The following is a 23,241-nucleotide window of genomic DNA, read 5'->3' on the forward strand; positions in this document are numbered from 1 at the left end:
GGGACATGGGATTTCACGAGGTCAGATTTCCGGCGAGCCTGAGTTTCGGCTCGCTTGGCGGGCCGGAGCGGCTGACGGATATTGTCACGCTGGCCAACGGGTTTGAGGAGCGCAACACGCCCTGGGCGCAGGCGCGCAGGCGGTATGACGCGGGCGTGGCGCTTCGGTCGCTGGATGATATCGAGGCGTTGATTGCATTTTTCGAGGCGCGGCGTGGGCAGCTTTTCGGGTTTCGCTGGAAGGACTGGACCGATTTCAAATCTGGCCGGGCCAAGGCGGCGCCGGATTACCGGGATCAGGAGATTGGTGTGGGGGATGATGCAACGGTCGCCTTTCCGCTTTTGAAATCCTATCGGTCTGGCGATCAGGTGGCGGTGCGCCCCATCGTCAAACCGGTCAAGGGCACGGTGCGCATGGGCCTCGATAATGTCGAAATGCAGGAGGGCGTGCATTACGCGGTTGATACATTTACGGGCATCGTCACGTTCTCTGAGCCGCCAAATCGCGGCGTTCCGGTCACGGCGGGGTATGAATTCGATGTGCCGGTGCGGTTCGATACGGACCGTATTCAGACCAGCCTTGCCAGCTTTCAGGCGGGCGAGGTGCCCAATGTGCCGGTCGTGGAGATCCGGGTATGAGCGGGCTTCTGGAGCATCTCAAGTCGGGTGTCACCACGACCTGCCGGTGTTGGGCACTGACCCGCCGCGACGGGGTGGTGATGGGGTTCACCGATCACGACCGGCCATTGACGTTCGAGGGCGTGACGTTTCGCCCCGATACCGGGCTGAGTGCGCTGGCCCTCCAGCAGACCACAGGGCTGTCGGTGGACAACACCGAAGCCCTCGGCGCGCTGAGCGATGCGGCCATCCGCGAGGCGGATATCGAGGCCGGGCGATATGACGGCGCGGAGTTGCGCGCGTGGCTTGTCAATTGGCAGGATGTGACAGCGCGCAGCTTGATATTTCGCGGCACCATGGGCGAGTTGCGCCGCGCAGGTGGGGCCTTCGAGGCCGAGTTGCGCGGGCTGACCGATGCGCTCAATGTGCCGTTGGGGCGGGTCTATCAAAAGGCGTGCAGCGCCATTCTGGGGGATCGGACCTGCACCTTTGATCTGGATACGCCGGGGTATGCTGCGGAGCGTCCCGCCGAGGAGGTTGAGGAGAACCGTGTGTTTCGCTTTGCCGAGATGGGCGGCTTTGAAGACGATTGGTTTCGGCATGGCGTGATCCGGGTATTGAGCGGGGCGGCCACGGGGCTGATCGGGCTGATCAAGCGCGACCGGAACGACGGCGCGGGACGGGTGATTGATCTTTGGCATCCGTTTGGGGCGACAGTCGCGCCGGGGGATGCGCTGCGCATCGAAGCGGGGTGTGACAAGCGCATGGCAACCTGTCAGTTCAAGTTTGACAACCTTATGAACTTTCAAGGGTTTCCGGATATTCCCGGGGATGACTGGACGATCACGGATCCGACCAAGAGTGCGCATCTGGACGGTGGGAGCCGCAGATGAGCGGGCAGGACACGCGGATTGTCGCGGCAGCGCGGGGCTGGATCGGTACACCCTACCGGCATCAGGCGGCCTGTCGCGGGGCGGGCTGTGATTGTCTGGGGCTGGTGCGAGGCCTCTGGCGAGAGATCAAGGGTGCCGAGCCAGAGCAACCGCCGGCCTATTCGATGGACTGGTCCGAACCGGCGCGGGACGAGGCGCTGTGGCGGGCCGCGGCGCGGCATTTGCTGGCCAAGGATCTGGCCCAAGAGGCGGTGGGTGATGTGATCCTCTTTCGCATGCGCGAAGGGTCGGTTGCCAAGCATCTGGGCGTGGTCGCGGGCGTCGGCGCGCGCGCGTCTTTCATTCATGCCTATTCGGGGCATGGCGTGGTTGAGACCGCGCTGAGCGCCCCGTGGCGGCGGCGCATCGTAGCGCGATTTGCATTTCCCGAGGAGGGCTGAGCCATGGCAACCATTCTGTTATCCGCCGCGGGGGCAGCGATTGGCGGCGCGGTGGGCGGCACGGCGCTTGGCCTGTCGTCGGTGGCGATCGGGCGCTTTGCCGGGGCCGTGATCGGCCGTTCGATTGACCAACGGCTGTTGGGCCAAGGATCGGAAGTGGTCGAGACAGGGCGCGTCAGCCGGTTGCGCCTGACCGGCGCGGGCGAGGGTGATGCCATCCCGCAGGTTTACGGGCGCATGCGTGTGGGCGGACAGGTGATCTGGGCCACCGAGTTTCGCGAAAATGTAACCGTAACCCAAGGCAGCCGGGGCGGCGGCAAGGGCAATCCCCGCCCCGCCACGCCCGATACGCGCGCGATCAGCTATTCACTGAGTTTGGCGCTTGCGCTCTGCGAGGGGGAGATTACCCGTGTCGCAAGGGTCTGGGCGGATGGGACCGAGGTGGCGCCCAGCAGTCTCAACATGCAGGTCTACAAGGGCACGCGCGATCAATTGCCCGATCCCCGGATCGAGGCGGTGGAAGGGGAGGGCAATGTTCCCGCCTATCGTGGCACCGCCTATGTGGTGATCGAGGATCTGGACATCAGCCAGTTCGGCAACCGTGTTCCACAGTTCAGTTTCGAGGTGTGCCGCCCGTCGCAGGCGGGCAGCCCGGGGGCCGATCTTGATCCGATGCGGGCGGTGCGGGGCGTGGCGCTGCTGCCCGGCACGGGGGAATACGCGCTGGCCACGACGCCGGTCACGATGAATTTTGGCCTTGGATCGAGCGGGATCGCAAATATCAACAGCCCCTCCGCGCGCGCGGATATGACCACGGCGCTGGAGGGCCTGGTTGAAGAACTGCCGGGATGTGGGGCGGTGTCGCTGATCGTCAGCTGGTTCGGGGACGATCTGCGCTGCGGGGTTTGCCAGATCAGGCCGAGGGTGGAGCAAAAGCAATTCGAAGCGACGAACATGCCCTGGCAGGTTTCAAGCCTGAGCCGTGCCGAGGCGGGGGAAGTGCCCAAGGATACGCAGGGTCGCGAGGTCTATGGCGGCACGCCGACCGACCAGGCGGTGATCGAGGCCATTCTTGCGCTGCAACAGGCGGGGCAAGAGGTGCTTTACTATCCGTTCATCCTGATGGAGCAGATGCCGGGTAATGGCCTGCCCGATCCGTGGAGCGGGGCCGAGGATCAGGCGGTGCTGCCATGGCGCGGGCGGATTACCACCTCCAAGGCCCCAGGGCAGGCGGGCAGCCCGGATGGCACGCCAGAGGCGGAGGCGGAGGTCGCTGCGTTCTTCGGCACCGCGCGCGCCGTAGATTTCACGGTGACTCCCATTGCGGCGCAGGTGGCGGAGAGACCCGGCACCGGTGCGCTGGACCTTTTGAGCTTTGGCGGCGCGGTCAAGCTGAGCCCGGTGGCCTATCATGGCCCCGATGAGTGGTCTTACCGGCGGTTCATCCTGCATCAGGCCGCACTTTGTGCTGCTGTGGGGGGCGTCGAAAGCTTTTGCATCGGGTCGGAAATGCGTGGCCTCACGCAGATCCGGGGGGCGAACAACAGCTTTCCGGCGGTGGCACAGCTGATCGCCTTGGCGGCAGAGGTGCGCGCGTTGATGGGGCCAGAGGTCAAGATCAGCTATGCGGCCGATTGGTCGGAATATTTCGGTTATCAACCGGGGAATGGGGATCGGTTCTTTCACCTCGATCCCCTGTGGGCGGATGGCAATATCGACTTTATCGGCATCGACAATTACATGCCCCTCAGCGATTGGCGCGACGGGGACGCGCACCTTGACGCGCGAGACTGGCCGTCGATCTATGATCTGGACTATCTGCAAGGCAATATCGCGGGGGGTGAGGGCTATGACTGGTTCTACCCAACGGCAGAAGCGCGCGCGGCGCAGCGGCGGGTGTCGATCACGGATGAGGCCCATGGCGAGCCGTGGATCTGGCGCTTCAAGGATCTGCGAAGCTGGTGGGAAAACCGGCATTTCGAGCGGGTGGGCGGGCTGCGTGTGCCTGAGCCAACCGCATGGGTGCCGCAATCGAAACCGATCCGTTTTACTGAATATGGCTGTGCGGCCGTGGACAAGGGCACCAACGAGCCGAACAAGTTTCTGGACCCCAAATCGTCGGAGTCGCGCCTGCCGCGGCATTCGACAGGGCAGCGCGATGAGTTGATCCAGGTGCAATACTTGCGGGCTATGGCGGCCTTTTGGACTGATCCGGCGCGGAATCCGACGTCAGAGGAATTCGAGGGTCGGATGGTCGATATGGATCACGCCTATGTTTGGGCGTGGGACGCGCGGCCTTATCCCTATTTTCCGAGCAATCTCGACCTTTGGTCGGATGGTGCGAATTACGCGCGCGGGCATTGGATCAATGGGCGGGTAAGCGGGCGGCGATTGGCGGATGTGCTTGCCGAAGTGGCGGCGCGCGCGGGCCTGAGCGATCTGGACACAAGCCGCGCCGAGGGATTCCTGCGCGGCTACCTAGTGGATCAGGTCAGCGAGGCGCGTGCAACCTTACAACCCTTGATGCTCGCCTATGGTCTTGATGCAATCGAGCGGGCTGGTGTGCTTGAATTCCGCAAGCGGCACGGGCGAGTGGATCACGCCGTCGATCTCAATCGGGTGGTGCGCGATCCGGAATTGGGGGGGGTGATAGAGGAACTGCGCGGCAGCGACCTGGAACTTGCGGGCCGGGTGCGATTACGGTTTCTGCAGGCGGATGCCGATTATGAGGCGATTTCTGAAGAGGCGATCCTGCCCGATGAGGAGACGCATGCGGTGGCAACTTCGGAGATGCCGCTGGCGCTGACGCGGGCCGAGGGGCGGCAGGTGGTGGAGAGGTGGCTCTCGGAAGCGCGGCTGTCGGTCGATACGCTGCGCCTGACGTTGCCGCCCTCGCAACTGGCCGTTGGCGCGGGGGATGTGATTGAGATGCCCAAAGGCGACGCTGGCGCGCGGTTTCGGATCGACCGGGTTGAGCAGATGGGCAATGCGCAGCGCGTCGATGCGGTGCGGATCGACCCTGAAAGTTATCGGCCCATTCTGATCGACGACAGCCCGGCGCGGTTGCGCCCTTTTGTGGCCCCGGGGCCGGTGACGCCACTTTTTCTTGATCTGCCACTCTTGACCGGCGAGGAGGTGCCACATGCGCCGCATATCGCGGTGCTGGCCAATCCCTGGCCTGGGACGGCGGCGATCTATTCTGCCTCGGAGGATGCCAATTATCGGCTCAACACCTTGGTTGCAGCGCGCAGCACGGTAGGGGTGACGCAAACGCCGCTCTTACCAGCACCCATGGGGAGGATCGACCGGGGCGATGGGTTGTTCGTGCGGATGCGGTTCGGGACCTTGGAGAGCGTGGGCGATGCGGCGCTCTTGAACGGCGGCAATCTCTGCGCCATTGGCGACGGCACGCCGGGGGGCTGGGAATTGTTCCAGTTCCGCGATGCGGAGTTGGTGGCGCCGGAGACGTATGTTCTGCGCCACCGGTTGCGCGGGCAGGCGGGAACGGAACGGGCAGGCGGGGGCGTCTGGCCTGCGGGGTCACTTTTCGTGCGGCTCAACGGCGTGCCGCAGCAGATCGAATTGACCGAGGCGCAGCGCGGACAGGCGTTGCATTACCGGATCGGGCCGGGGGGACGGCCGGTGGATGATCCGAGCTTCGCCCATGCGGTGCTGGCCTTTGACGGGGTGGGTCTGCGCCCTTATGCGCCGGTTCATCTGCGGCTGGTTGAGGTCGATGGCGATCTGGCAGTCTCATGGATCAGGCGAACGCGGATTGGCGGGGATCGGTGGGACACGCCCGAGGTGCCGCTAGGCGAAGAGAGCGAGCGCTATCTCGTGCGGGTGATGCGGGGGACGCAGATCCTGCGAGAGGTCACTTTGGAGCGTTCGGAATGGATTTACTCGGCGACGGCGCGGGTTGCGGATGGGCCGGACGCGGGCAAAAGGATAGAGGTGGCGCAGATGTCTGCCAGTTTTGGGCCGGGCACATTCGCGGTCCGTGAACTCTGAGGTGGGCGCGGCTTACCTGAGTATTTGGAGAACGCAAATGCAGGGGCGGGTGGTGATCCCGCCCCGTTTTCAGTCAGCTCGAAGTTTGCGGCACGCAGCTATTGGTCGCTGCGTCCCATGCGGTTCCAGCTACACAGGAAATCGCCTGTTTCTGCTTGCTGTAGTTGCAGCCCCCCGTGGCCAGGGCCAAGCTGGGTGTGACAACAAGTGCGAGGGCGGCCAATCCGAATTTCAACTTCATCATATGTCTCCCTGTTGGACAGGGGTTCAAACTATCATGATTCCCCGAAAACTCGGGCAAAAATCGTGTCCACATGCTTGGTATGATAGCCCAAGTCGAATTTTTCAGCAATTTCCGCCGGGCTGAGCGCGGCTGTGACCTCTGCATCATTCAGCAACTCGGTTTTGAAGTCGCAGCCGGTTTCCCAGACCTTGAGCGCGTTGCGCTGCACGAGGCGGTAAGCATCCTCGCGGCTCACGCCCGCTTGGGTCAGGGCTAGAAGAACGCGTTGGCTCATCACGAGGCCGGGAAACTTGTTCATATTGGCCATCATGTTGTCAGGGTAGACCAACAGCTTGTCGATGACATTGGTCAGGCGGGCGAGCGCGAAATCGAGCGTGATTGTGGCGTCCGGACCGATCATGCGCTCGACAGAGCTGTGCGAGATGTCGCGCTCGTGCCAGAGGGCCACGTTTTCCATCGCAGGCACAACGGCCATGCGCACGAGGCGAGCCAGGCCGGTGAGGTTTTCGGTCAGCACCGGGTTCTTCTTGTGCGGCATGGCCGAAGAGCCCTTTTGCCCCATCGAAAAGAACTCAGCGGCCTCGAGCACTTCGGTGCGCTGCATGTGGCGGATCTCGATGGCGACATTCTCGATGCTACTGGCCACGACACCAAGAGCGGCAAAAAAGGCGGCGTGGCGGTCGCGCGGGATCACTTGGGTGCTGATGGGCTCTGGCGTCAGGCCAAGCTGGGCGCAGACATGCGCCTCGACGCGTGGATCGACATTCGCAAAGGTGCCGACGGCGCCGGAAATGGCGCCTGTGGCGATCTCTTCGCGGGCGGTCTGCAGGCGGCGCAGGTTGCGCTGCATCTCGGCGTAAAAGCGGGCAAAGGTCAGGCCCATGGTGGTGGGCTCTGCGTGAATGCCATGGCTGCGCCCGATGCGCAGCGTGTCCTTGTGCTCGTAAGCGCGGCGTTTGAGCGCGGCCAGGAGCGCCTTCATATCCGCGATCAGGATATCGGCGGCGCGGGTCAACTGGATATTGAAGCAGGTATCGAGGACGTCCGAAGATGTCATGCCCTGATGTACAAAGCGCGCCTCGTCGCTGCCTACATGCTCGGCCAGATGTGTGAGAAAGGCGATAACGTCGTGTTTTGTCTCGGCTTCGATCTCGTCGATCCGCGCGACGTTGAACTCGACATCCTTGGCTTTCCACACCGCTTGCGCGTTCTCACGCGGAATAACGCCCAGATCAGCCATGGCGTCACAGGCATGCGCCTCGATTTCGAACCAGATGCGGAATTTGGTAGCGGGTTCCCAGATGGCGACCATATCGGGGCGGGAATAACGAGGTATCATGCGGCGATCCTTGATGAGACTAACGGAATTTGCCGCGCTTGTAGTCGCAAGAGGGGGGCGCGGCAAGCCGCGCCGCGGGATCCCGGCTCAGGCCGCCAAGAGAAGGATCGGCAAGAACGCCAGAGCCAAGGCCCCAAAGCCGAAATCGCCGCCGCCGCTGCTGCCACCCTCGTCGTCGCCGATTCCCGCAGCGGAATCGGGGGCCTCCTGCGGCTCTTCGGGGGAGGGGATCACTGGGATCACGCTCTCGGCGCTGTCTGTCTCGGAGATGTTGGCCTGTAGGTAATCAGCAAAGTTTAGAACATTGCTGGCGACCTCGTTGTCGCTGTCCTCTACTTCAATCTCTTCCGGATTGTCGTCGGTGTCCGCGACCATGCGGGCAAGTTCCGCAGTAAAGATTGGGTTGAGCATCTCGATCATCAAGATTTCGTGGGGGGCGAGGTCGGCGATCAATATGCCGTCCTCGATCAGGTCCTGAGGGTTTTCGTTGGTAACTACGGGTACAGCGGTCGAGGCGCTCGGGATTTCGCCCTCAGCCACCCCTAGTCGAGTGATGGTGACGTCGCCCAAATCACGCAGGATGCCCATAAAGTCTACGACTTCTTCGCTTGCCTCGTCGCTGGTAGACGCAACGAAAGTAACCAGACGGTCAGGGGCATAGAACACATGCACATCCGCCGTTTCGCCCGACAATTCCGTTTCGCGCCCTTCGCTGCCGGCAAGGCCGAGGGGGCGGGTGCCGGGCAAGGTTTCGTTCAGCATGCGAAACATTTCCCCAGGCGCACGGATATCTGCGTCGCCTTCGCCATCGGCGAGGCCGGTTCGGCTGTTCATCTGAATTGGCCAGACATGTGCGGCATCGACGCCGCCCCAAGAAAACGCCTCGAGCACGTTGAGCATTTCATGCGCCTGTTTGAGACCGAACTCTTCTTGCGGGTCCTCGGACACTGAGCGTTTGAGATTCCATTCGGTCGCATAGATATCCAGCCCCGGCATTTCCTTGAGCCAGGTATCAGCGATCTGTGACAGTTCGAAATACCGGCTGTTCGGTGTGTCGGCACCTTTGGAATAGACATGGGCGACTACGCCGTCGATGGCGCTTTGTTCCGCGCCGGTGTCGAACTCGTTCAATATAACGGCGTTGGCAACCTTGGCCCAGGCCACATCACCAGAGGAATAGATATACTCTTCTTCTGACAGGTTCAGACCATAGGTCTCATTCAACTCGGTAAGTTGATCTTCGCCGGTCCCTGAGAACAAGTTAGACAGGGCGAACTGTCCATAATTCGTGCCCATCTGGACCAGAATGTCGGTTTCCGACAGATGTTCCGCTTCGGGGTGATGACGGATCTCATCCTTGACCATGACCGCCATTTCCGAGGCGAGGCGGCCATATTCAAAGGTATTCATGCCACCGCTGCCCCAGTATTCGTTGCCGATCTCGATGGCTTGAATATCCGGCGCGCCGTAATGCCCGTCGAACACGTCGCGCAAGAACCCGCGCAGGGCCGCTTCGTCGATGTCGGGCAAGCGATTGCCATTTTCATCCACTTCGTCGCTCAGGAAATGCCGGGTTGGAAGCACGATCGTGACCGCGATCCCTTCTTCTTCGGCAAAGCCGAGCGCATCGCTGATCGGCAGAAATGACGTCTCTTCGCCGGTCTCAGAATTCACGGCGATATCGCTGTCCGGGTTGCGGATGTCGAAGTAATATTCGGTGAGGCTGCCGCCGGGATAGCGGACATGTTCAACGCCGAGCGCGCGCGCGACGTTGTCATAGGTGCCCTCTTCCCCGACACGGTCGCGCAGGGCAAGCGCGTTGGCGCCGAAATGCGCCTGTGAAAAGGTCGTATCGGACAGATAACCCGCTGAAATCGAAAATGGCATTCTAACCCCCGGTATCCAATCGTGCTGCCGGAGAGCGTTGTGCATCTTTGTGGATGGTGCCGGATCGAAGCGGCGCAAACTCTAGCAGTCCTTGGAATTTCTAAAGAAAACAGGGATTTAAGATACTATTCGGCCGGATAGGCGATGCTTCCGGATAGGGTGTTAAGCATGTTTCCGAGTTTGGTCCGATTGTTGCATTTTCTTGTCCCTTCACGCGGCGAGACCGAGGGCATGCGCAGTGCGGCTGCGCAAATTATGCAGTAAAATCAGATAAATTATCTTAGGTTGTGCTGTTTTGGCTCTTTGATGGCTAAGGGCGAGTCGAGGTTGTCAGGTGAGACATTTTTGCACGCCACGCCAATGACGGGATCGGGCTGAGGGCGAGAATCACCTTGGTTAATGCCCTTGTTTTCCGGAATTTCGGTGCCGTGCGACTCAAGTGTCGGCCTCTAACAGCCCATATTGCACCGCCTCTGCCACCCCTCTATATCCGGCCCTATGTTGGACACCCTTTCAAACCGCCCCGATCTACCGGCAGAGATTGCCCGCCGCCGTACCTTTGCGATCATCTCGCATCCAGATGCGGGCAAGACGACCCTGACCGAGAAATTCCTCCTCTACGGGGGTGCCATTCAGATGGCCGGACAGGTGCGCGCCAAGGGCGAGGCGCGGCGCACGCGCTCTGACTTCATGCAGATGGAAAAGGACCGGGGCATTTCGGTCTCGGCCTCGGCCATGTCTTTTGACTTTGGTCGTTTCCGGTTCAACCTCGTGGACACGCCGGGCCACTCGGATTTCTCCGAGGACACCTATCGGACACTGACGGCCGTCGATGCCGCCGTTATGGTGATCGACGGGGCCAAGGGGGTGGAAAGCCAGACGCAGAAGCTCTTTGAGGTCTGCCGTTTGCGCGATCTGCCGATCCTGACTTTTTGCAACAAGATGGACCGCGAGGCGCGCGATACGTTCGAGATCATCGACGAGATCCAGCAGAACCTTGCCATTGATGTAACGCCCGCAAGCTGGCCTATCGGCATGGGCCGCGATTTTGTGGGTTGTTACGACATGCTCAATGACCGGCTGGAATTGATGGACCGCGCCGACCGCAACAAGGTGGCGGAGTCGATCAAGATCGACGGGTTGAACGATCCGAAACTGGCCGCGCATGTGCCCGCCAACCTGATCGTCAAGCTGCGTGAAGAGATTGAGATGGCGCGTGAACTCTTGCCCGCGCTTGATCCGCAATCGGTGCTCGAAGGGCATATGACGCCCATCTGGTTCGGCTCTGCGATCAACTCCTTTGGCGTCAAGGAACTGATGGATGGAATCGGCACCTATGGCCCCGAACCACAGGTGCAAAAGGCCACCCCGCGTGCGATTGCGCCGGAAGAAACTGCCGTGACCGGCTTTGTCTTCAAGGTGCAGGCCAATATGGATCCCAAGCATCGAGACCGCGTGGCTTTTGTCCGCCTCGCCTCGGGGCACTTCAAACGCGGCATGAAGCTAACCCATGTGCGCTCGAAAAAGCCCATTACCGTCTCGGCACCTGTGCTCTTTCTGGCGGCGGATCGGGAACTGGCAGAAGAGGCTTGGGCTGGCGATATTATCGGTATCCCCAACCATGGCCAGTTGCGTATCGGGGATACGTTGACCGAAGGTGAGGCACTGCGCGTGACCGGCATCCCGTCCTTTGCGCCGGAACTGCTACAACAGGCGCGGGCGGGCGATCCGATGAAGGCCAAGCATCTGGAAAAGGCGCTGATGCAATTCGCCGAAGAAGGGGCTGCCAAGGTCTTTAAACCGGCGTTCGGCTCGGGTTTTATCGTGGGCGTCGTGGGCGCGCTGCAATTCGAGGTGCTGGCCAGCCGGATCGAGCTGGAGTACGGCCTGCCGGTGCGCTTTGAGGGATCACAGTTCACCTCGGCACGGTGGGTATCGGGCGACAAGCTGGCGGTTGAGAAGTTCACCGCTGCGAATAAGCAGCACATCGCCCATGACCATGATGGCGACATCGTCTATCTGACGCGCCTGCAATGGGACATTGACCGCATCGCACGCGATTATCCCGATGTCACGCTGACTGCGACCAAGGAAATGATGGTCTAGGCGGCCCGTCCGACCTAGAGCAAATGCCCCGATTTTGCGGCCTTGGTCGCGAGATAGGCGTGGTTATGCGTGTTTTCGCCAAGTTTCAACGGCACGCGCTCAACCACCTTGATGCCGTTCTGCTCCATCATCGCGATCTTGGCGGGGTTGTTGGTCAAGAGGCGCACGGCTGAAAAGCCCATCAATGACAGGATGCGCGCGCCAATGCGAAAGTCGCGCTCGTCATCCTCAAAGCCAAGACGATGATTGGCCTCGACCGTATCGAAGCCCTGATCCTGCAAGCTGTAGGCGCGCATCTTGTTGGCAAGCCCGATGCCGCGTCCCTCTTGGTTGAGGTAGAGCAGCACGCCAGCGCCTTCGGCCCCCATCTGTGCGAGTGCTCCGCGCAGTTGCGGGCCGCAATCACATTTCAGGCTTCCCATGAGGTCGCCCGTGAAACAGGCAGAATGCAGTCGCGCCAGCACGGGCGCGTTGCGGTCGGGCTGACCGATCTCGATGGCGTAATGTTCCTCGCCGCCATCTTCGGGGCGGAAGATATGCAGCCGTCCTGCCTCGGACACGGCAAGCGGCAGGCGCGCGCTGACCACCGGATGCAGCGGGCTTGTCATCTCGAGCTGCGGGGCTGCGGCGGTGTCGAGCAGGGTGAGCCCGTGACAGCGGGCAAATTCTGCACCCTCGGTTAACGGCATCACCAATGCGGCAGGCAAGAGCCGCGCGGATTTCACTAGGCCAATTGCCAGCCGATGCAGATCGACTGGGCCACCGCGCTCGGACGTCAGCGGGCCCTTCATCGGGGTTTTGAGATCATCCGCAGGATCGGCCACGGCGATGATCCAGCTGAGCGACACGTCGGGCGGCACGATCACCCGCGCAAGATCGCCATCATAGGCCCGTGCCTTGAGCGTGGCGGCACGCCGCGCGGTAATCGCGAGAACCGGTGCGCCGCCCAAGGCCCGCAAATCCGCCAATCTCTGTGCCTCCAGCGTTTCAGCCGCCATGATCAGCGCAGCCCCTCCTGGCCCGCGCAACACCACGGGCACGCCCATGCGCAGGTCGCTGCGCGCGCGCGCAGCAATTTCAGTGAGATCCGGGGCAAGGCTCATGCGGGGCTCCTGTCTGTCAGCCTGACAGTGATATAGTCTTTTGTAATGAATGGAAAGAAACGCTCGCGTTGCAACACTAGGGCGTGAGGGGAATGTTGCACATCTTGCCGCTGCGCCGCTTGTGCCGCATGCTCGGACAAAGAAAGAGGAAACCGATATGGCACAAGTCAAAAAGATCCTGCTCGTGGATGACGATGACGACCTGCGCGAAGCGCTTGGCGAGCAACTGGTCATGACCGAGGATTTCGACGTGTTCGAGGCGTCAAGCGGTGCCTCTGCGATGAGCAAGGTCAAAGACATGATCTATGACCTCGTGATCCTGGATGTGGGGTTGCCCGATACCGATGGGCGCGAACTGTGTCGTCTGATGCGCAAGCAGGGAATCAAGGCACCGATTCTGATGCTGACCGGGCATGACGGCGATGCCGACACGATCCTTGGACTCGATGCGGGGGCAAATGACTATATTACCAAACCCTTTAAGTTTCCGGTGTTGCTGGCGCGCATACGTGCGCAACTGCGCCAACATGAGCAATCCGAGGATGCTGTGTTCCAGCTAGGACCGTATACGTTCAAGCCGGCGATGAAGATGCTGATCACCGATGATGAACGCAAGGTAAGGTTGACTGAGAAGGAAACAAATATCCTTAAATATCTGTATCGTGCGACCGAAGGCGTGGTGCCGCGTGACATCCTCTTGCACGAAGTTTGGGGATATAACGCTGGGGTCACGACCCACACGCTCGAGACTCATATCTACCGGCTGCGGCAAAAAATCGAACCCGATCCCGGTAATGCGCGGCTTCTGGTCACGGAATCGGGCGGCTATCGCCTTGTGGTCTAAAAGGCACGGTACCTTGACCAAGATCAAAGTCGTATCTGCGGTTCAGGTTTAATCTGCTATTATCCGTGATGTGTGCGGTTACACACATGAACCTCCCTGTTGGACTGCCCCGGCCCCTGTGCCGGGGTTTCTTTTGTCGGGGGGCGGTGTGATCCGTGACAATAGCGGCTGGAATCCGCGGACGCATCGCTCTACTGTCCGGGCGAACCGCACAGGAGACGCCAGATGCCCTTTACTATCGCCACATGGAACATCAATTCGGTGCGACTGCGCGAAGGTCTGGTGGCGAGGTTGATGCAGGAAGAAGGGCCGGACATTCTATGCCTTCAGGAATGCAAGAGCCCGGTGGACAAGATGCCGCTCGCGGCCTTTGCCGAGCTTGGGTATGGCCATGTCGTGGCGCGCGGGCAAAAGGGCTATAACGGCGTCGCGATCCTCTCGAAGTTTCCACTTGAGGATGCGGGCGACATGGATTTCGCAGATCTGGGCCACGCCCGGCATGTTGCGGCCCGTCTCGAGAATGGCGTCGTGATCCATAACTTTTACGTGCCCGCCGGGGGCGACGTGCCTGACCGCAGCGTGAATGACAAGTTTGGCCAGAAACTCGATTACCTCACCGGGATGCGGGACTGGTTTCGCGACAGTCGCCCTGAAAAGGCGATCCTTGTTGGGGATCTCAACATTGCCCCGCGTGAGGACGACGTCTGGAATCACAAGCAACTGCTCAAGATCGTGAGTCACACGCCGATCGAGGTAGAACACCTGAGCGATGTTATGGCAGCGGGCGGCTGGCAGGATGTGACCCGCGCCGATATCCCCGACGGGCCGCTTTATAGCTGGTGGTCCTACCGCGCGAGCGATTGGGACGCCGCAGACAAGGGGCGCAGATTGGATCACGTCTGGGCCAGTGACGACATTGCTCGGGCCGCGCATTCCAGCCGCATTCTGCGCGGCGCGCGAGGTTGGGAGCAACCGTCGGATCACGCCCCGGTGTTTGCAACATTTGATCTTTGACACCGCCCGCCGCGCCCACATATAGGGGGCAAATCTGTGAAGGAGGCTGAACATGCTGGAACTGGGTAAAACCGCAAGCGCCCCAGGGGCGGGCGACCTGATCAAGGATGTGTCCGAAGCCAGCTTCATGGCGGATGTCGTGGACGCGTCGCAAACCGTGCCGGTTATCGTTGATTTCTGGGCGCCATGGTGTGGCCCCTGCAAGACTCTCGGACCGGCGCTTGAGGCGGCCGTGAGCCGCGCCAAGGGCGCGGTCAAAATGGCCAAGGTCAATGTCGATGAGAACCAGATGATTGCAGGGCAGATGCGGGTGCAATCGATTCCCACCGTCTACGCCTTTTGGCAGGGTCAGCCGATTGACGGGTTTCAGGGGGCCTTGCCCCCGTCCGAGGTCGAGGCCTTTGTCGCGCGCGTGATCGCTGCGGCGGGGGGTGCGGCAGATGATGGACTGGATGAGGCATTGGATGCCGCCGATGAAATGCTAGAGACCGGCGCTGTGGCCGATGCAGCCCAAACCTATGCCGCAATCCTGCAAGAGGATCCGGTGAATGCGCGTGGCTACGCCGGCCTTGCGCGGGCGCATATCGCATTGGGCGAGCTTGAACAGGCCGAAGCGATCCTGAACGGTGCCCCGGCCGAGATCAGCCATGCCGCCGAGATTGACGCGGCCCATGCGCAACTGGCACTGGCACGTCAGGCACAGGATGCAGGACCAGTAAACGAGTTGCGGGCTGCGGTTGATGCCGATCCGGCAAACCCGCAGGCGCGTTTCGATCTGGCGCAGGCGCTCTATGCCAATGGGCAGGCGCAAGAGGCGGTGGATGAATTGCTTGAACTGTTCCGTCGGGATCGCGAGTGGAACGACGGCGCGGCCAAGGCCCAGCTTTTCACCATCTTTGAGGCCCTCAAACCGAATGATCCGGTCCTGTTGAGCGGGCGGCGAAAATTGAGCTCGATGATATTTGCCTGAACCCTTGCACGGGCTAGGTTAGCGGCATGACACATACGCTCGATCTTCCAGAGATCATCCCCGTCTTTCCGCTGTCCGGTGCGCTTTTGTTGCCGCGCTCGCGCCTGCCACTGCATCTGTTCGAGCCGCGTTATCTGGCGATGCTTGAAGATGCGCTCAAAACGCCGGGACGGCTGATCGGGATGATCCAGCCCAACCGTGTTCCAGGGCGCGAAGGAGGCACCGGGCTGCACGCCATCGGCTGCGTCGGGCGCGTCACGCAATTCTCGGAGACCGAGGACGGGCGCTACATGATCACGCTCACCGGCCTGTCGCGCTTTCGCGTGCTGGAAGAGGTCGAGGGGTTTACACCCTATCGCCGGGCGCGCATCTCTTGGAGCGGGTTTGAGCGCGATTTGGGGCCAGTGGACAACGATCTCGGTTTCGACCGGCGCGCGTTTCTCAAGTTGCTGGCACGTTATTTTGAGGCGCGCGACCTCCAGACCGATTGGGATTCGCTGAAAGAGGCAGAGGATGAGCTGCTCATCAATTCGCTCTCGATGCTCTTGGGTTTCGAGCCCGAGGATAAGCAGGCTCTGCTCGAGGCCCCCTCGCTCAGCACACGGCGCGAGACGCTGGTGACATTGATCGAATATGTGCTGCGTGGCGGCGACAATGAGGATATGATGCAATGACGAACGATATGTCGCCGCCCCCAGCCTTTGACCGGCGGATGCTCGAGGCGCTCATCTGCCCGCAGACCCACAGCACGCTCGAGTATGATGCAGCTGCGCAGGAATTGATTAGCCGCGCCGCCAGCCTGGCCTTTCCGATCCGTAACGGTATCCCGGTCATGCTTATCGACGAAGCGCGCAGCTTGGATTAAGGCGCACGCACGGCGGTCAGGTCGAAGTTGACATCAACCCCGAAACCCAGCGACTTCTCGTCTTTTACCCCGTTACCGATATTGAAGTTGCGTCGGTCCAGAGCAAGCGCGCCGTTCGCCGTGGCGCTATCGCCCGTGATGGTCAATTCAAAGGGCATCTCGACCGGTACGGATTGATCGCGGATGGTCAGCGTGCCGCGTGCCACCGGGCCGTTTTCGGTGCCCATCAGATCGGCGGCAAACACGGCGGTTGGGAATTCCGCGGCGTTGAAGAAATCCGCGCCCATCGCCTGTTGTGTGACAGACCCAAGAGAGAGCGAGGCGATGCTGATCGTCACGGTGACATCGCCGTGTTTGCCATTCTCATCCGGTGTTTCCGAATAGGCGATCTCGGCGGTCCACTCGCCAAAGCTGCCGGTCACGGCAGAGCCCAATTGCTGCACCGTCACCTGCAATTGGCCGCTTTCGACCTGCCAATCGCTCTCGACCGCCGCTAGTGTGGTGGGCCCATCCTCGGCGCTGCCGAACCAGCCAAGCGCCGCAGCGCCCCCCAGCGTTGCGAGCCAGACCACCGCGGCGGCCAGAATGGGCAGGACGTGATTGGGTTGACGCGCGGTGGGAATCGCGTCGATGCGCCCCGGCAACATCCGTCGCAGCGTGGCATCTCCATCCAGCAGGTGATGCTTGAGAGCGCCGCCCACATGCGCGGCAATCGTTGCGACCAATACCAGCACAAAGACAAAGTGCAGAGTCGACGCCAGTTCAGAGAGCGTTTCCGATTTGGGCACCAGCGGCAGGCTCTGCCCCAAGGGCCACCAGATCGGCGCAAAACCAGAGGTTGCAGCGTGATGCACCCAGCCAGAGAGCGGGACCAGCACCAAGGAGCCATATAGCAACCAATGCGCGGTTTCTGCGGCCCAGGCCTCAATCCCGCGATCCCCGTTGAGCAATCCGGGCTTGGGCTGCGACAGAGCCCAGAGGATACGTGCGAGCGCCACGAAGAAAATTGCCACTCCAAGAGTTTTGTGAAGCGAAAACAGGAAAGTAGCCCGTGCGATTAACGGCTCCGTCGGGGATGTCGCCACCGCCTCTGCGACCTCTGTCGCATACCAGCCCAATGGCAGATTCGACAGGATCAAGAGCGCGGTGAGCCAATGAAAGCTCTTGGCGACACTGCCGTAGCTGGTGGCGGAATTGGTGCGTGGCATCGCGAATGTCCTCATGGTTGCAGCGCTACTCTAGCGGCATACGGCACGGGCGCAATCATCGCCCATGCACAGGGCCTCTGCGTCTTTGCGTGCCTGCTGAAAGACCGGGCAACCTTTGGTAACATTGGGCAAATACGTTGCCTTAGCCTGCGTGCCGATGTATCGGGAGGCACTTTTTCAAGGGAGGGGCAGGCCATGAGCCGAGCATTCGTTTTTCCGGGGCAGGGCGCGCAGGTGATCGGCATGGGCGCGGATTTGGCCGCTAGCTATCCGGCGGCGCGCGCGGTGTTCGATGAGGTGGATGAAGCGCTTGGGCAAAAGCTGTCCACGTTGATATGGGACGGTGCGCAAGAGACTCTTACTCTGACCGAAAATGCACAACCGGCGCTGATGGCCACCTCGCTTGCTGCGCTACGCGCGCTGGAGGCCGAAGGCGTGGACCTTTCAAAGGCCGCAAGCCATGTGGCGGGGCATTCGTTGGGCGAATACTCGGCTCTTGCGGCTGCAGGGGCGATCAGCGTGGCCGATACCGCGCGGCTTTTGCGTATTCGGGGACAGGCGATGCAACAGGCCGTGCCGGTGGGCGTCGGCGCGATGGCCGCGTTGTTGGGGCTCGATTTCGAAACCGCACGCACTATCGCGCAAGAGGCTGCAGAGGGCGAAGTGTGCCAGGCGGCCAATGATAATGATCCTGCGCAGGTGGTGATCTCTGGGCACAAAAGCGCGGTAGAGCGTGCGGTGGAGTTGGCCAAGGCACGCGGAGCGAAACGCGCGATGCTCCTGCCTGTAAGCGCGCCCTTTCACTGTGCCCTGATGGCTCCTGCCGCCGATGTGATGGCACAGGCCCTCTCCGAGGTCGCAATCCATGCGCCGGCAGTACCTCTCGTGGCCAATGTGCGCGCGCAAGCTGTGACGGACCCGGCGGAGATCCGCGCGCTTTTGGTTGAGCAGGTTACGGGCTCTGTCCGATGGCGCGAGTCAGTGCAATATATGGAAGCACAAGGCGTCACCGAAATTTGGGAAATCGGCGCGGGCAAGGCGCTCTCGGGCATGGTGCGCCGCATCGCGCGTGACCTCACCTGCCGGACCATTGGCACGTCTGACGAGGTCGCAGCGGCAATGGCCAGCCTGACCGCGAACTGATTTGCGTAACGTTTACCAAGGAAGGACTGAACATGTTTGATCTGACAGGGAAAACCGCGCTTGTCACCGGCGCGTCAGGTGGCATAGGCGCGGCGATAGCCCGCGCGTTGCATGGTGCGGGCGCAACCGTCGGGTTGAGCGGGACGCGGATCGAGCCGCTGGAGTCTTTGGCTGCGGAGTTGGGCGGTCGGGCGCATGTCCTGCCCTGCAACCTTGGAGATGCCGAGGCGGTCGAGGCGCTGACCAAGGACGCCGCCGCCGCTATGGGCGGGCTCGATATTCTGGTGAACAATGCAGGCATCACCCGTGACCAGCTTTTCATGCGGATGTCCGACAAGGACTGGCATGATGTGCTCGATGTCAATCTGACCTCAGCGATGCGTCTCTGCCGAGGGGCCGTGCGCCCGATGATGAAGGCACGGTGGGGGCGGATCATCAATATCGGTTCGATCGTGGGATCAAGTGGCAATCCTGGCCAGGCCAATTACGCCGCCGCCAAGGCGGGGCTCGTGGGCATGACCAAATCGATAGCTGCAGAGGTCGCCAGCCGGGGTATCACTGTCAATGTCGTGGCGCCGGGCTTTATCGCCACGCCGATGACCGAAAAGCTCAATGACGAGCAGAAGGCCGCGCTCAATGTCCAGATCCCTATGGCTCGCATGGGAACACCCGAGGAGATTGCCGCCGCGGTTCTTTATCTCGCAAGCCCCGAGGCAGGCTATGTCACCGGGGCCACGCTGCATGTGAATGGTGGCATGTCGATGTACTGAGCCAAGGCTTTGTCCCTCCTGCTCCTCTGGCCTGAGTGAAAGCATTTGCCATTGCCCGCGCATATGCTATAGGCCACCGAGATCAGCCGGAGGGATATGCGGATTCTCCCGGTGGCCTGTGTATTCAGGTAGTCGAGAACGGCCCACTGGGGCAAAATCATCGCCACCTCCCGGGCTGGGCGGGGGCAGACAACGGGCAAAACAGCCCAAGACAAAACGAGGAACAAGACATGAGCGATATCGCAGACCGCGTTAAGAAGATCGTTGTGGAGCATCTGGGCGTCGAAGAGGACAAGGTCGTCGACAAAGCCTCTTTCATTGACGATCTCGGCGCGGACAGCCTCGACACGGTCGAGCTGGTCATGGCATTCGAAGAAGAGTTCGGCATCGAGATCCCCGATGACGCGGCGGATACGATCCAGACCTTTGGCGACGCGGTCAAGTTCATCACCGAAGCGTCCTGATTTCGCGCTCATGCGCCAATCAAGAGCCCTGCCAATCGGTAGGGCTCTTTGCGTTTGCCCCTTGATACGTTTCACAATCGCGTGAGACAGATTGGCCTGTGGCCGTTTACAGGCACCGTGACGGTGCCATGACATGCCGTTAACGGTCCGTTGATACATCCCTTTCCCATCGCTCTGGACGGTCTCTATGGCCAAGAGCAGCACGCATGCGGCGCGGCAACAGGAAAGGGATAACCATGAACAAGGCAATCACCGACGGCATCGTTTTCATGCCGCAACCCTTCGCAAACGGTCTGGACCAATGGTCGCGTGGTGACGGGCAACCGGGGTCTGACACATATGCCAACGCCGCCGACGCGGCGTTCGTCCCTGCTGATCAGGATTTCGGTGGCGCGCTGGAGTTGCAAAAGACGGAAAGCGTCCAACGTCTGCGCTACATGGGCGAAACGCCGATCCTGCCTGGCTGCTATCTGCAAATCCGGGCGCGGATCAAGGCGATTGCGGGCAACTTGCCCAGCGTGCGTATCGCGGCATTTGCGGGCGGGGCAGGGGGCGCTGCCCTGCCCGGAGTTACCGTGACCGGACCAGCGGTCGCGCTGACCACCTATGGAGCGGTGGCCGAGGTGACGGCCATCGTTGGCACGGGCAGCCGCACGGGTGTGGACATGCCGTGGGGGCGCGGGGCTATTTTCGGCCATTTCGGGCTTGATCTGACCGGGCCAAGCGGGGGCGTTGTGCGCATTGATGACATCATCATTGAGGATGTCAGCCGCTTTTTCCTGCGGGATGTCATAAGCACGGTTGATGTGCGCGACTACGGGGCGATTGGCGATGGGGTGACGGATGATCATGCCGCTTTTGAGGCCGCCGATACCGCTGCCGAGGGCCGCGAGATTATTGTTCCCGCAGGCGATTATTTCCTTGGGCAGAGCACGACGCTCCAAAACCGCATCCGGTTTGAGGGCACGCTCGTGATGCCGGACGCGGCCATCTTGACCCTGACCAAGAATTACGATCTGCCCGCCTATATCGATGCCTTCGGCGACAGCGAGCTTGCCTTTAAGAAGGCCTATCAGGCGCTTTTGAACAATCCCGATCATGTGACGCTTGATCTGGCCGGACGCAAGGTGGTCCTGCGCGCGCCCGTTGACATGGCGGCAGCGGTTGCCAACCGCACTACATATAACCAGCGCCACGTGATCCAGAATGGGCAATTCACGATTCGGGGCGGCCCCGCCTGGACGACCGAGGTTGTGACGTCACAAGCCAGCTATGACATCGGGGACCCCCGACGTCTGACCAATGTGGTCAACGTGGCAAATATTCCCGTGGGTGCGCTGATCGACGGCAATGGTGTGGGGCGAGAGGTTTATGTAACCGCAAAAAATGAGGCGGCTCAGCGGCTTGATATAAGCCAGCCGCTATTTGATGCGGCTGGCACTCAGGTCTTTACGTTCCGGCGGTTCAAATATCTGCTGGATTTCAGTGGCTTTGGCGATGTCTCGCGCATGGTCTTTTCCGAGGTCGATTTTCAATGCACTGGCGATTGCAGCGGGGTTCTCTTGCCGCCACAGGGCTCGGCCAATCATTTCCGTGACTGTTTTTTTACCCGTCCCAAGGATCGCGCCATCACCAGCCACGGCGAGGGGGATCAGGGTATGATGATCGACCGCTGTCAGTTCATTTCGGACGAAGGGCCGCTTCTATCGACCGAGCGGCGCAGCATCGCGTTCAATGCCAATGCCAATGACCTCAAGATTCGCGACAATCGCAGCGTGCTCTTTCGACATTTCGCCGTGCTTGCGGGAAGCAGTTCGTTGATTTCCGGCAATCATGTGTTTCAGGGGGATAGCTCTCAGGGAGGGGCGCGCGTTGCGGGCTTTGTGCTGACCCGGATCAATAATCGCGGTAGCATCAGCGGGAATTATATCGACAATTGCTTTATCGAATGGGTGAACGAGCATGATGCAGAACCCGAGTTTGCAAGCGAGTTTTCGTTCAGTGCGCTGAGCATCACCGACAATGTCTTTCTTGCGGGTAATATGGCACCATGGTTCACCTATATCGTGCTCAAGCCGCACGGGGCGGGGCATTTCATCGACGGCCTGACTGTCACCGGCAATACGTTCCGCGCGATCGGTACCATTACGCGGGTCGAGACGGTCGATACCAGTTTCGCTGATTTGAACTATGACCGGGTGCGCAATGTCACCTTTGCCAACAACAGCTTTCACAACATCGACATTCCCGTCGCAAATCCGCTGGTGATGCAACACACCGAGGACAGTGCAAGCGTCACTTGGGTGGTCACCCCGGCACCGCGCTTGCCGTTTGGAGCTTGGGCGCAGACGGTCGAGGCGGTCGTGCCCGTCGGTCCTCTGCGTAATTCGGCGAATGCGGTGATCCATGCGTCCCCTTACTTCGAGGCGCAACAAGGCCCAAACCGGGATCGGATCAATTTGCGCTGGCCCAGTCCGGTTTTGGGGTCGGTGGTGCTGCGGGTTCGGATAGACGATCCGCTCTGATCGGTGTAGCGGGCCTCCGGGGATGCGTCAGAAAGACCGCCAGAGACCCAGTTTGATACCGCGCTCGCCGCCACCCGATAGCGGCAGGATCAACCCGACTTCCAGATGCGCGCCAGGTTTGGTTGCATACACATAGGATGGTGCAAACCGGGTATAGGCACGCCCCGCGGCGGGTCGGCCGGTTTGCACCTGTGCCATCACCTTGCCTCGCGCGGTGATGTCGAGACCAAGGGTGATGTCGCTTTCGAGCGTCACCTGACCTCCGCCAAAGACAACCACCCGCCCGTCGAACGCAGCCCAACCCTGCCGCCTCCAGAGCGTCAGGCCCCGTCCGAGCGACAGGCCGGGGCGCAGCGCGTTGACCTCGGACACTTGACCCAAGCCCAATTCAACCGCGATCTTGATCTGCTGTGCGGGTCGCCCGATGGGCCAGCGGGCAAAGGCGATCGTCTTGGTCATCCGCAGTGCATCGCCCCCCAGATCGAGGCCCAAGGTCAAACGCTCCGTTGCACCATATTCGGCGTAGAGAGTAAAACTCTGCCGTCTGAGGCCGGTTTCGTCTGGCGCATCGACCTGTCCCGTTGTTGCGAGAAAGGTTTGCCCTTTGGCCCGCGGCCACGCGCCTGCCTTTGCCGTGCCGTTCAGCAAAGGCAGTATCAAGACAGCAAGAAGCAGGATCAACCGCATCGTTACCTCCGCGTTAACCCTCGTTAAAAAGGGTAAAGCGCAGGTTAAGACGGGCTGGGAATTTACCGGAGGAGGGGCGCATGCTAGGCTTGGCTGAAAAGGAGGTTTCCC

Annotated in this window: 20 protein-coding genes; 14 read left to right on the forward strand and 6 right to left on the reverse strand. The window is 61.1% G+C overall.

From position 1 onward, the window contains the following. Positions 1 to 5: 5 nt before the first annotated feature. From ROSMUC_RS03265 to ROSMUC_RS03280, 4 genes are read left to right on the forward strand one after another with little or no spacing between them, the layout of a single operon-like run. A complete protein-coding gene (locus ROSMUC_RS03265) occupies positions 6 to 638 on the forward strand; it encodes a DUF2460 domain-containing protein (protein ID WP_037269900.1) in 633 nt (210 codons plus the stop codon). Next, entirely contained in the window at positions 635 to 1,510 is an 876-nt protein-coding gene (locus ROSMUC_RS03270; protein WP_037269467.1) for a DUF2163 domain-containing protein, read from the forward strand. Before ROSMUC_RS03265 ends, ROSMUC_RS03270 begins: the two co-directional genes overlap by 4 nt. Further along, positions 1,507 to 1,950 carry an NlpC/P60 family protein gene (locus tag ROSMUC_RS03275; protein ID WP_037269470.1) on the forward strand — a complete coding sequence of 148 codons (444 nt, stop codon included), beginning with the start codon at positions 1,507 to 1,509 and terminating at the stop codon, positions 1,948 to 1,950. The genes ROSMUC_RS03270 and ROSMUC_RS03275 overlap by 4 nt, the downstream gene beginning before the upstream one ends. Before the next feature lie 3 nt (positions 1,951 to 1,953). Then, the gene (locus ROSMUC_RS03280) at positions 1,954 to 5,961 is read left to right on the forward strand and encodes a baseplate multidomain protein megatron (RefSeq protein WP_037269474.1); all 4,008 of its coding nucleotides are present in this window, start codon (positions 1,954 to 1,956) and stop codon (positions 5,959 to 5,961) included. 73 nt (positions 5,962 to 6,034) lie between these two features. On the opposite strand, the gene ROSMUC_RS03285 is transcribed toward ROSMUC_RS03280, so the two are convergent. The 3 genes from ROSMUC_RS03285 to ROSMUC_RS03295 form a co-directional block, all read right to left on the reverse strand. Beyond that, a complete protein-coding gene (locus ROSMUC_RS03285) occupies positions 6,035 to 6,202 on the reverse strand; it encodes an adenylosuccinate lyase (protein ID WP_146005662.1) in 168 nt (55 codons plus the stop codon). Positions 6,203 to 6,236: 34 nt separating this feature from the next. Next, positions 6,237 to 7,544, reverse strand: a complete 1,308-nt coding sequence (purB, locus tag ROSMUC_RS03290) for an adenylosuccinate lyase (RefSeq protein ID WP_037269477.1) — start codon at positions 7,542 to 7,544, stop codon at positions 6,237 to 6,239. A gap of 87 nt (positions 7,545 to 7,631) precedes the next feature. Next, entirely contained in the window at positions 7,632 to 9,431 is a 1,800-nt protein-coding gene (locus tag ROSMUC_RS03295; protein ID WP_037269479.1) for a hypothetical protein, read from the reverse strand. Between the two features lie 498 nt (positions 9,432 to 9,929). On the opposite strand from ROSMUC_RS03295, the gene ROSMUC_RS03300 reads away from it, so the two are divergent. Continuing rightward, positions 9,930 to 11,537, forward strand: coding sequence for a peptide chain release factor 3 (locus ROSMUC_RS03300; protein ID WP_037269482.1), 1,608 nt, complete (start codon positions 9,930 to 9,932; stop codon positions 11,535 to 11,537). A gap of 14 nt (positions 11,538 to 11,551) precedes the next feature. Here ROSMUC_RS03300 and ribA read toward each other — a convergent pair whose 3' ends face one another. Then, positions 11,552 to 12,640, reverse strand: coding sequence for a GTP cyclohydrolase II (gene ribA, locus ROSMUC_RS03305; RefSeq protein ID WP_037269485.1), 1,089 nt, complete (start codon positions 12,638 to 12,640; stop codon positions 11,552 to 11,554). 157 nt (positions 12,641 to 12,797) lie between these two features. Between ribA and ROSMUC_RS03310 the strand changes: the two genes are divergently transcribed. From ROSMUC_RS03310 to ROSMUC_RS03330, 5 genes are all read left to right on the forward strand, one after another. Then, on the forward strand, positions 12,798 to 13,484 hold the full coding sequence (locus ROSMUC_RS03310) for a response regulator transcription factor (protein WP_037269487.1): 687 nt from the start codon (positions 12,798 to 12,800) through the stop codon (positions 13,482 to 13,484). A gap of 225 nt (positions 13,485 to 13,709) precedes the next feature. Further along, complete coding sequence (locus ROSMUC_RS03315) at positions 13,710 to 14,498, forward strand: exodeoxyribonuclease III (protein ID WP_037269490.1); 789 nt, start codon at positions 13,710 to 13,712, stop codon at positions 14,496 to 14,498. Between the two features lie 52 nt (positions 14,499 to 14,550). Then, entirely contained in the window at positions 14,551 to 15,468 is a 918-nt protein-coding gene (locus ROSMUC_RS03320; RefSeq protein ID WP_037269493.1) for a thioredoxin family protein, read from the forward strand. A gap of 26 nt (positions 15,469 to 15,494) precedes the next feature. Continuing rightward, a complete protein-coding gene (locus ROSMUC_RS03325) occupies positions 15,495 to 16,142 on the forward strand; it encodes an LON peptidase substrate-binding domain-containing protein (protein WP_037269496.1) in 648 nt (215 codons plus the stop codon). After that, a complete protein-coding gene (locus ROSMUC_RS03330) occupies positions 16,139 to 16,333 on the forward strand; it encodes a Trm112 family protein (RefSeq protein WP_245875101.1) in 195 nt (64 codons plus the stop codon). Before ROSMUC_RS03325 ends, ROSMUC_RS03330 begins: the two co-directional genes overlap by 4 nt. On the opposite strand, the gene ROSMUC_RS03335 is transcribed toward ROSMUC_RS03330, so the two are convergent. After that, entirely contained in the window at positions 16,330 to 17,541 is a 1,212-nt protein-coding gene (locus ROSMUC_RS03335) for a cytochrome b/b6 domain-containing protein (RefSeq protein ID WP_037269903.1), read from the reverse strand. The genes ROSMUC_RS03330 and ROSMUC_RS03335 overlap by 4 nt on opposite strands. Positions 17,542 to 17,736: 195 nt before the next feature. On the opposite strand from ROSMUC_RS03335, the gene fabD reads away from it, so the two are divergent. From fabD to ROSMUC_RS03355, 4 genes are all read left to right on the forward strand, one after another. Then, positions 17,737 to 18,684 (forward strand): ACP S-malonyltransferase, encoded by a 948-nt coding sequence (fabD, locus tag ROSMUC_RS03340; RefSeq protein WP_037269498.1) that lies wholly within the window; start codon positions 17,737 to 17,739, stop codon positions 18,682 to 18,684. Positions 18,685 to 18,716: 32 nt separating this feature from the next. Further along, the gene (gene fabG / locus ROSMUC_RS03345; RefSeq protein WP_037269500.1) at positions 18,717 to 19,454 is read left to right on the forward strand and encodes a 3-oxoacyl-[acyl-carrier-protein] reductase; all 738 of its coding nucleotides are present in this window, start codon (positions 18,717 to 18,719) and stop codon (positions 19,452 to 19,454) included. Between the two features lie 230 nt (positions 19,455 to 19,684). After that, the gene (locus ROSMUC_RS03350) at positions 19,685 to 19,918 is read left to right on the forward strand and encodes an acyl carrier protein (RefSeq protein WP_008282321.1); all 234 of its coding nucleotides are present in this window, start codon (positions 19,685 to 19,687) and stop codon (positions 19,916 to 19,918) included. Between the two features lie 236 nt (positions 19,919 to 20,154). Then, positions 20,155 to 22,443, forward strand: a complete 2,289-nt coding sequence (locus ROSMUC_RS03355; protein ID WP_037269502.1) for a glycosyl hydrolase family 28-related protein — start codon at positions 20,155 to 20,157, stop codon at positions 22,441 to 22,443. 27 nt (positions 22,444 to 22,470) lie between these two features. Here the strand turns inward: ROSMUC_RS03355 and ROSMUC_RS03360 are convergent, their stop codons facing one another. After that, positions 22,471 to 23,130 carry a hypothetical protein gene (locus ROSMUC_RS03360; RefSeq protein ID WP_037269504.1) on the reverse strand — a complete coding sequence of 220 codons (660 nt, stop codon included), beginning with the start codon at positions 23,128 to 23,130 and terminating at the stop codon, positions 22,471 to 22,473. Positions 23,131 to 23,241 lie beyond the last annotated feature (111 nt).

The sequence above is a fragment of the Roseovarius mucosus DSM 17069 genome (assembly GCF_000768555.3).
Taxonomy (GTDB): Bacteria; Pseudomonadota; Alphaproteobacteria; order Rhodobacterales; family Rhodobacteraceae; genus Roseovarius; species Roseovarius mucosus.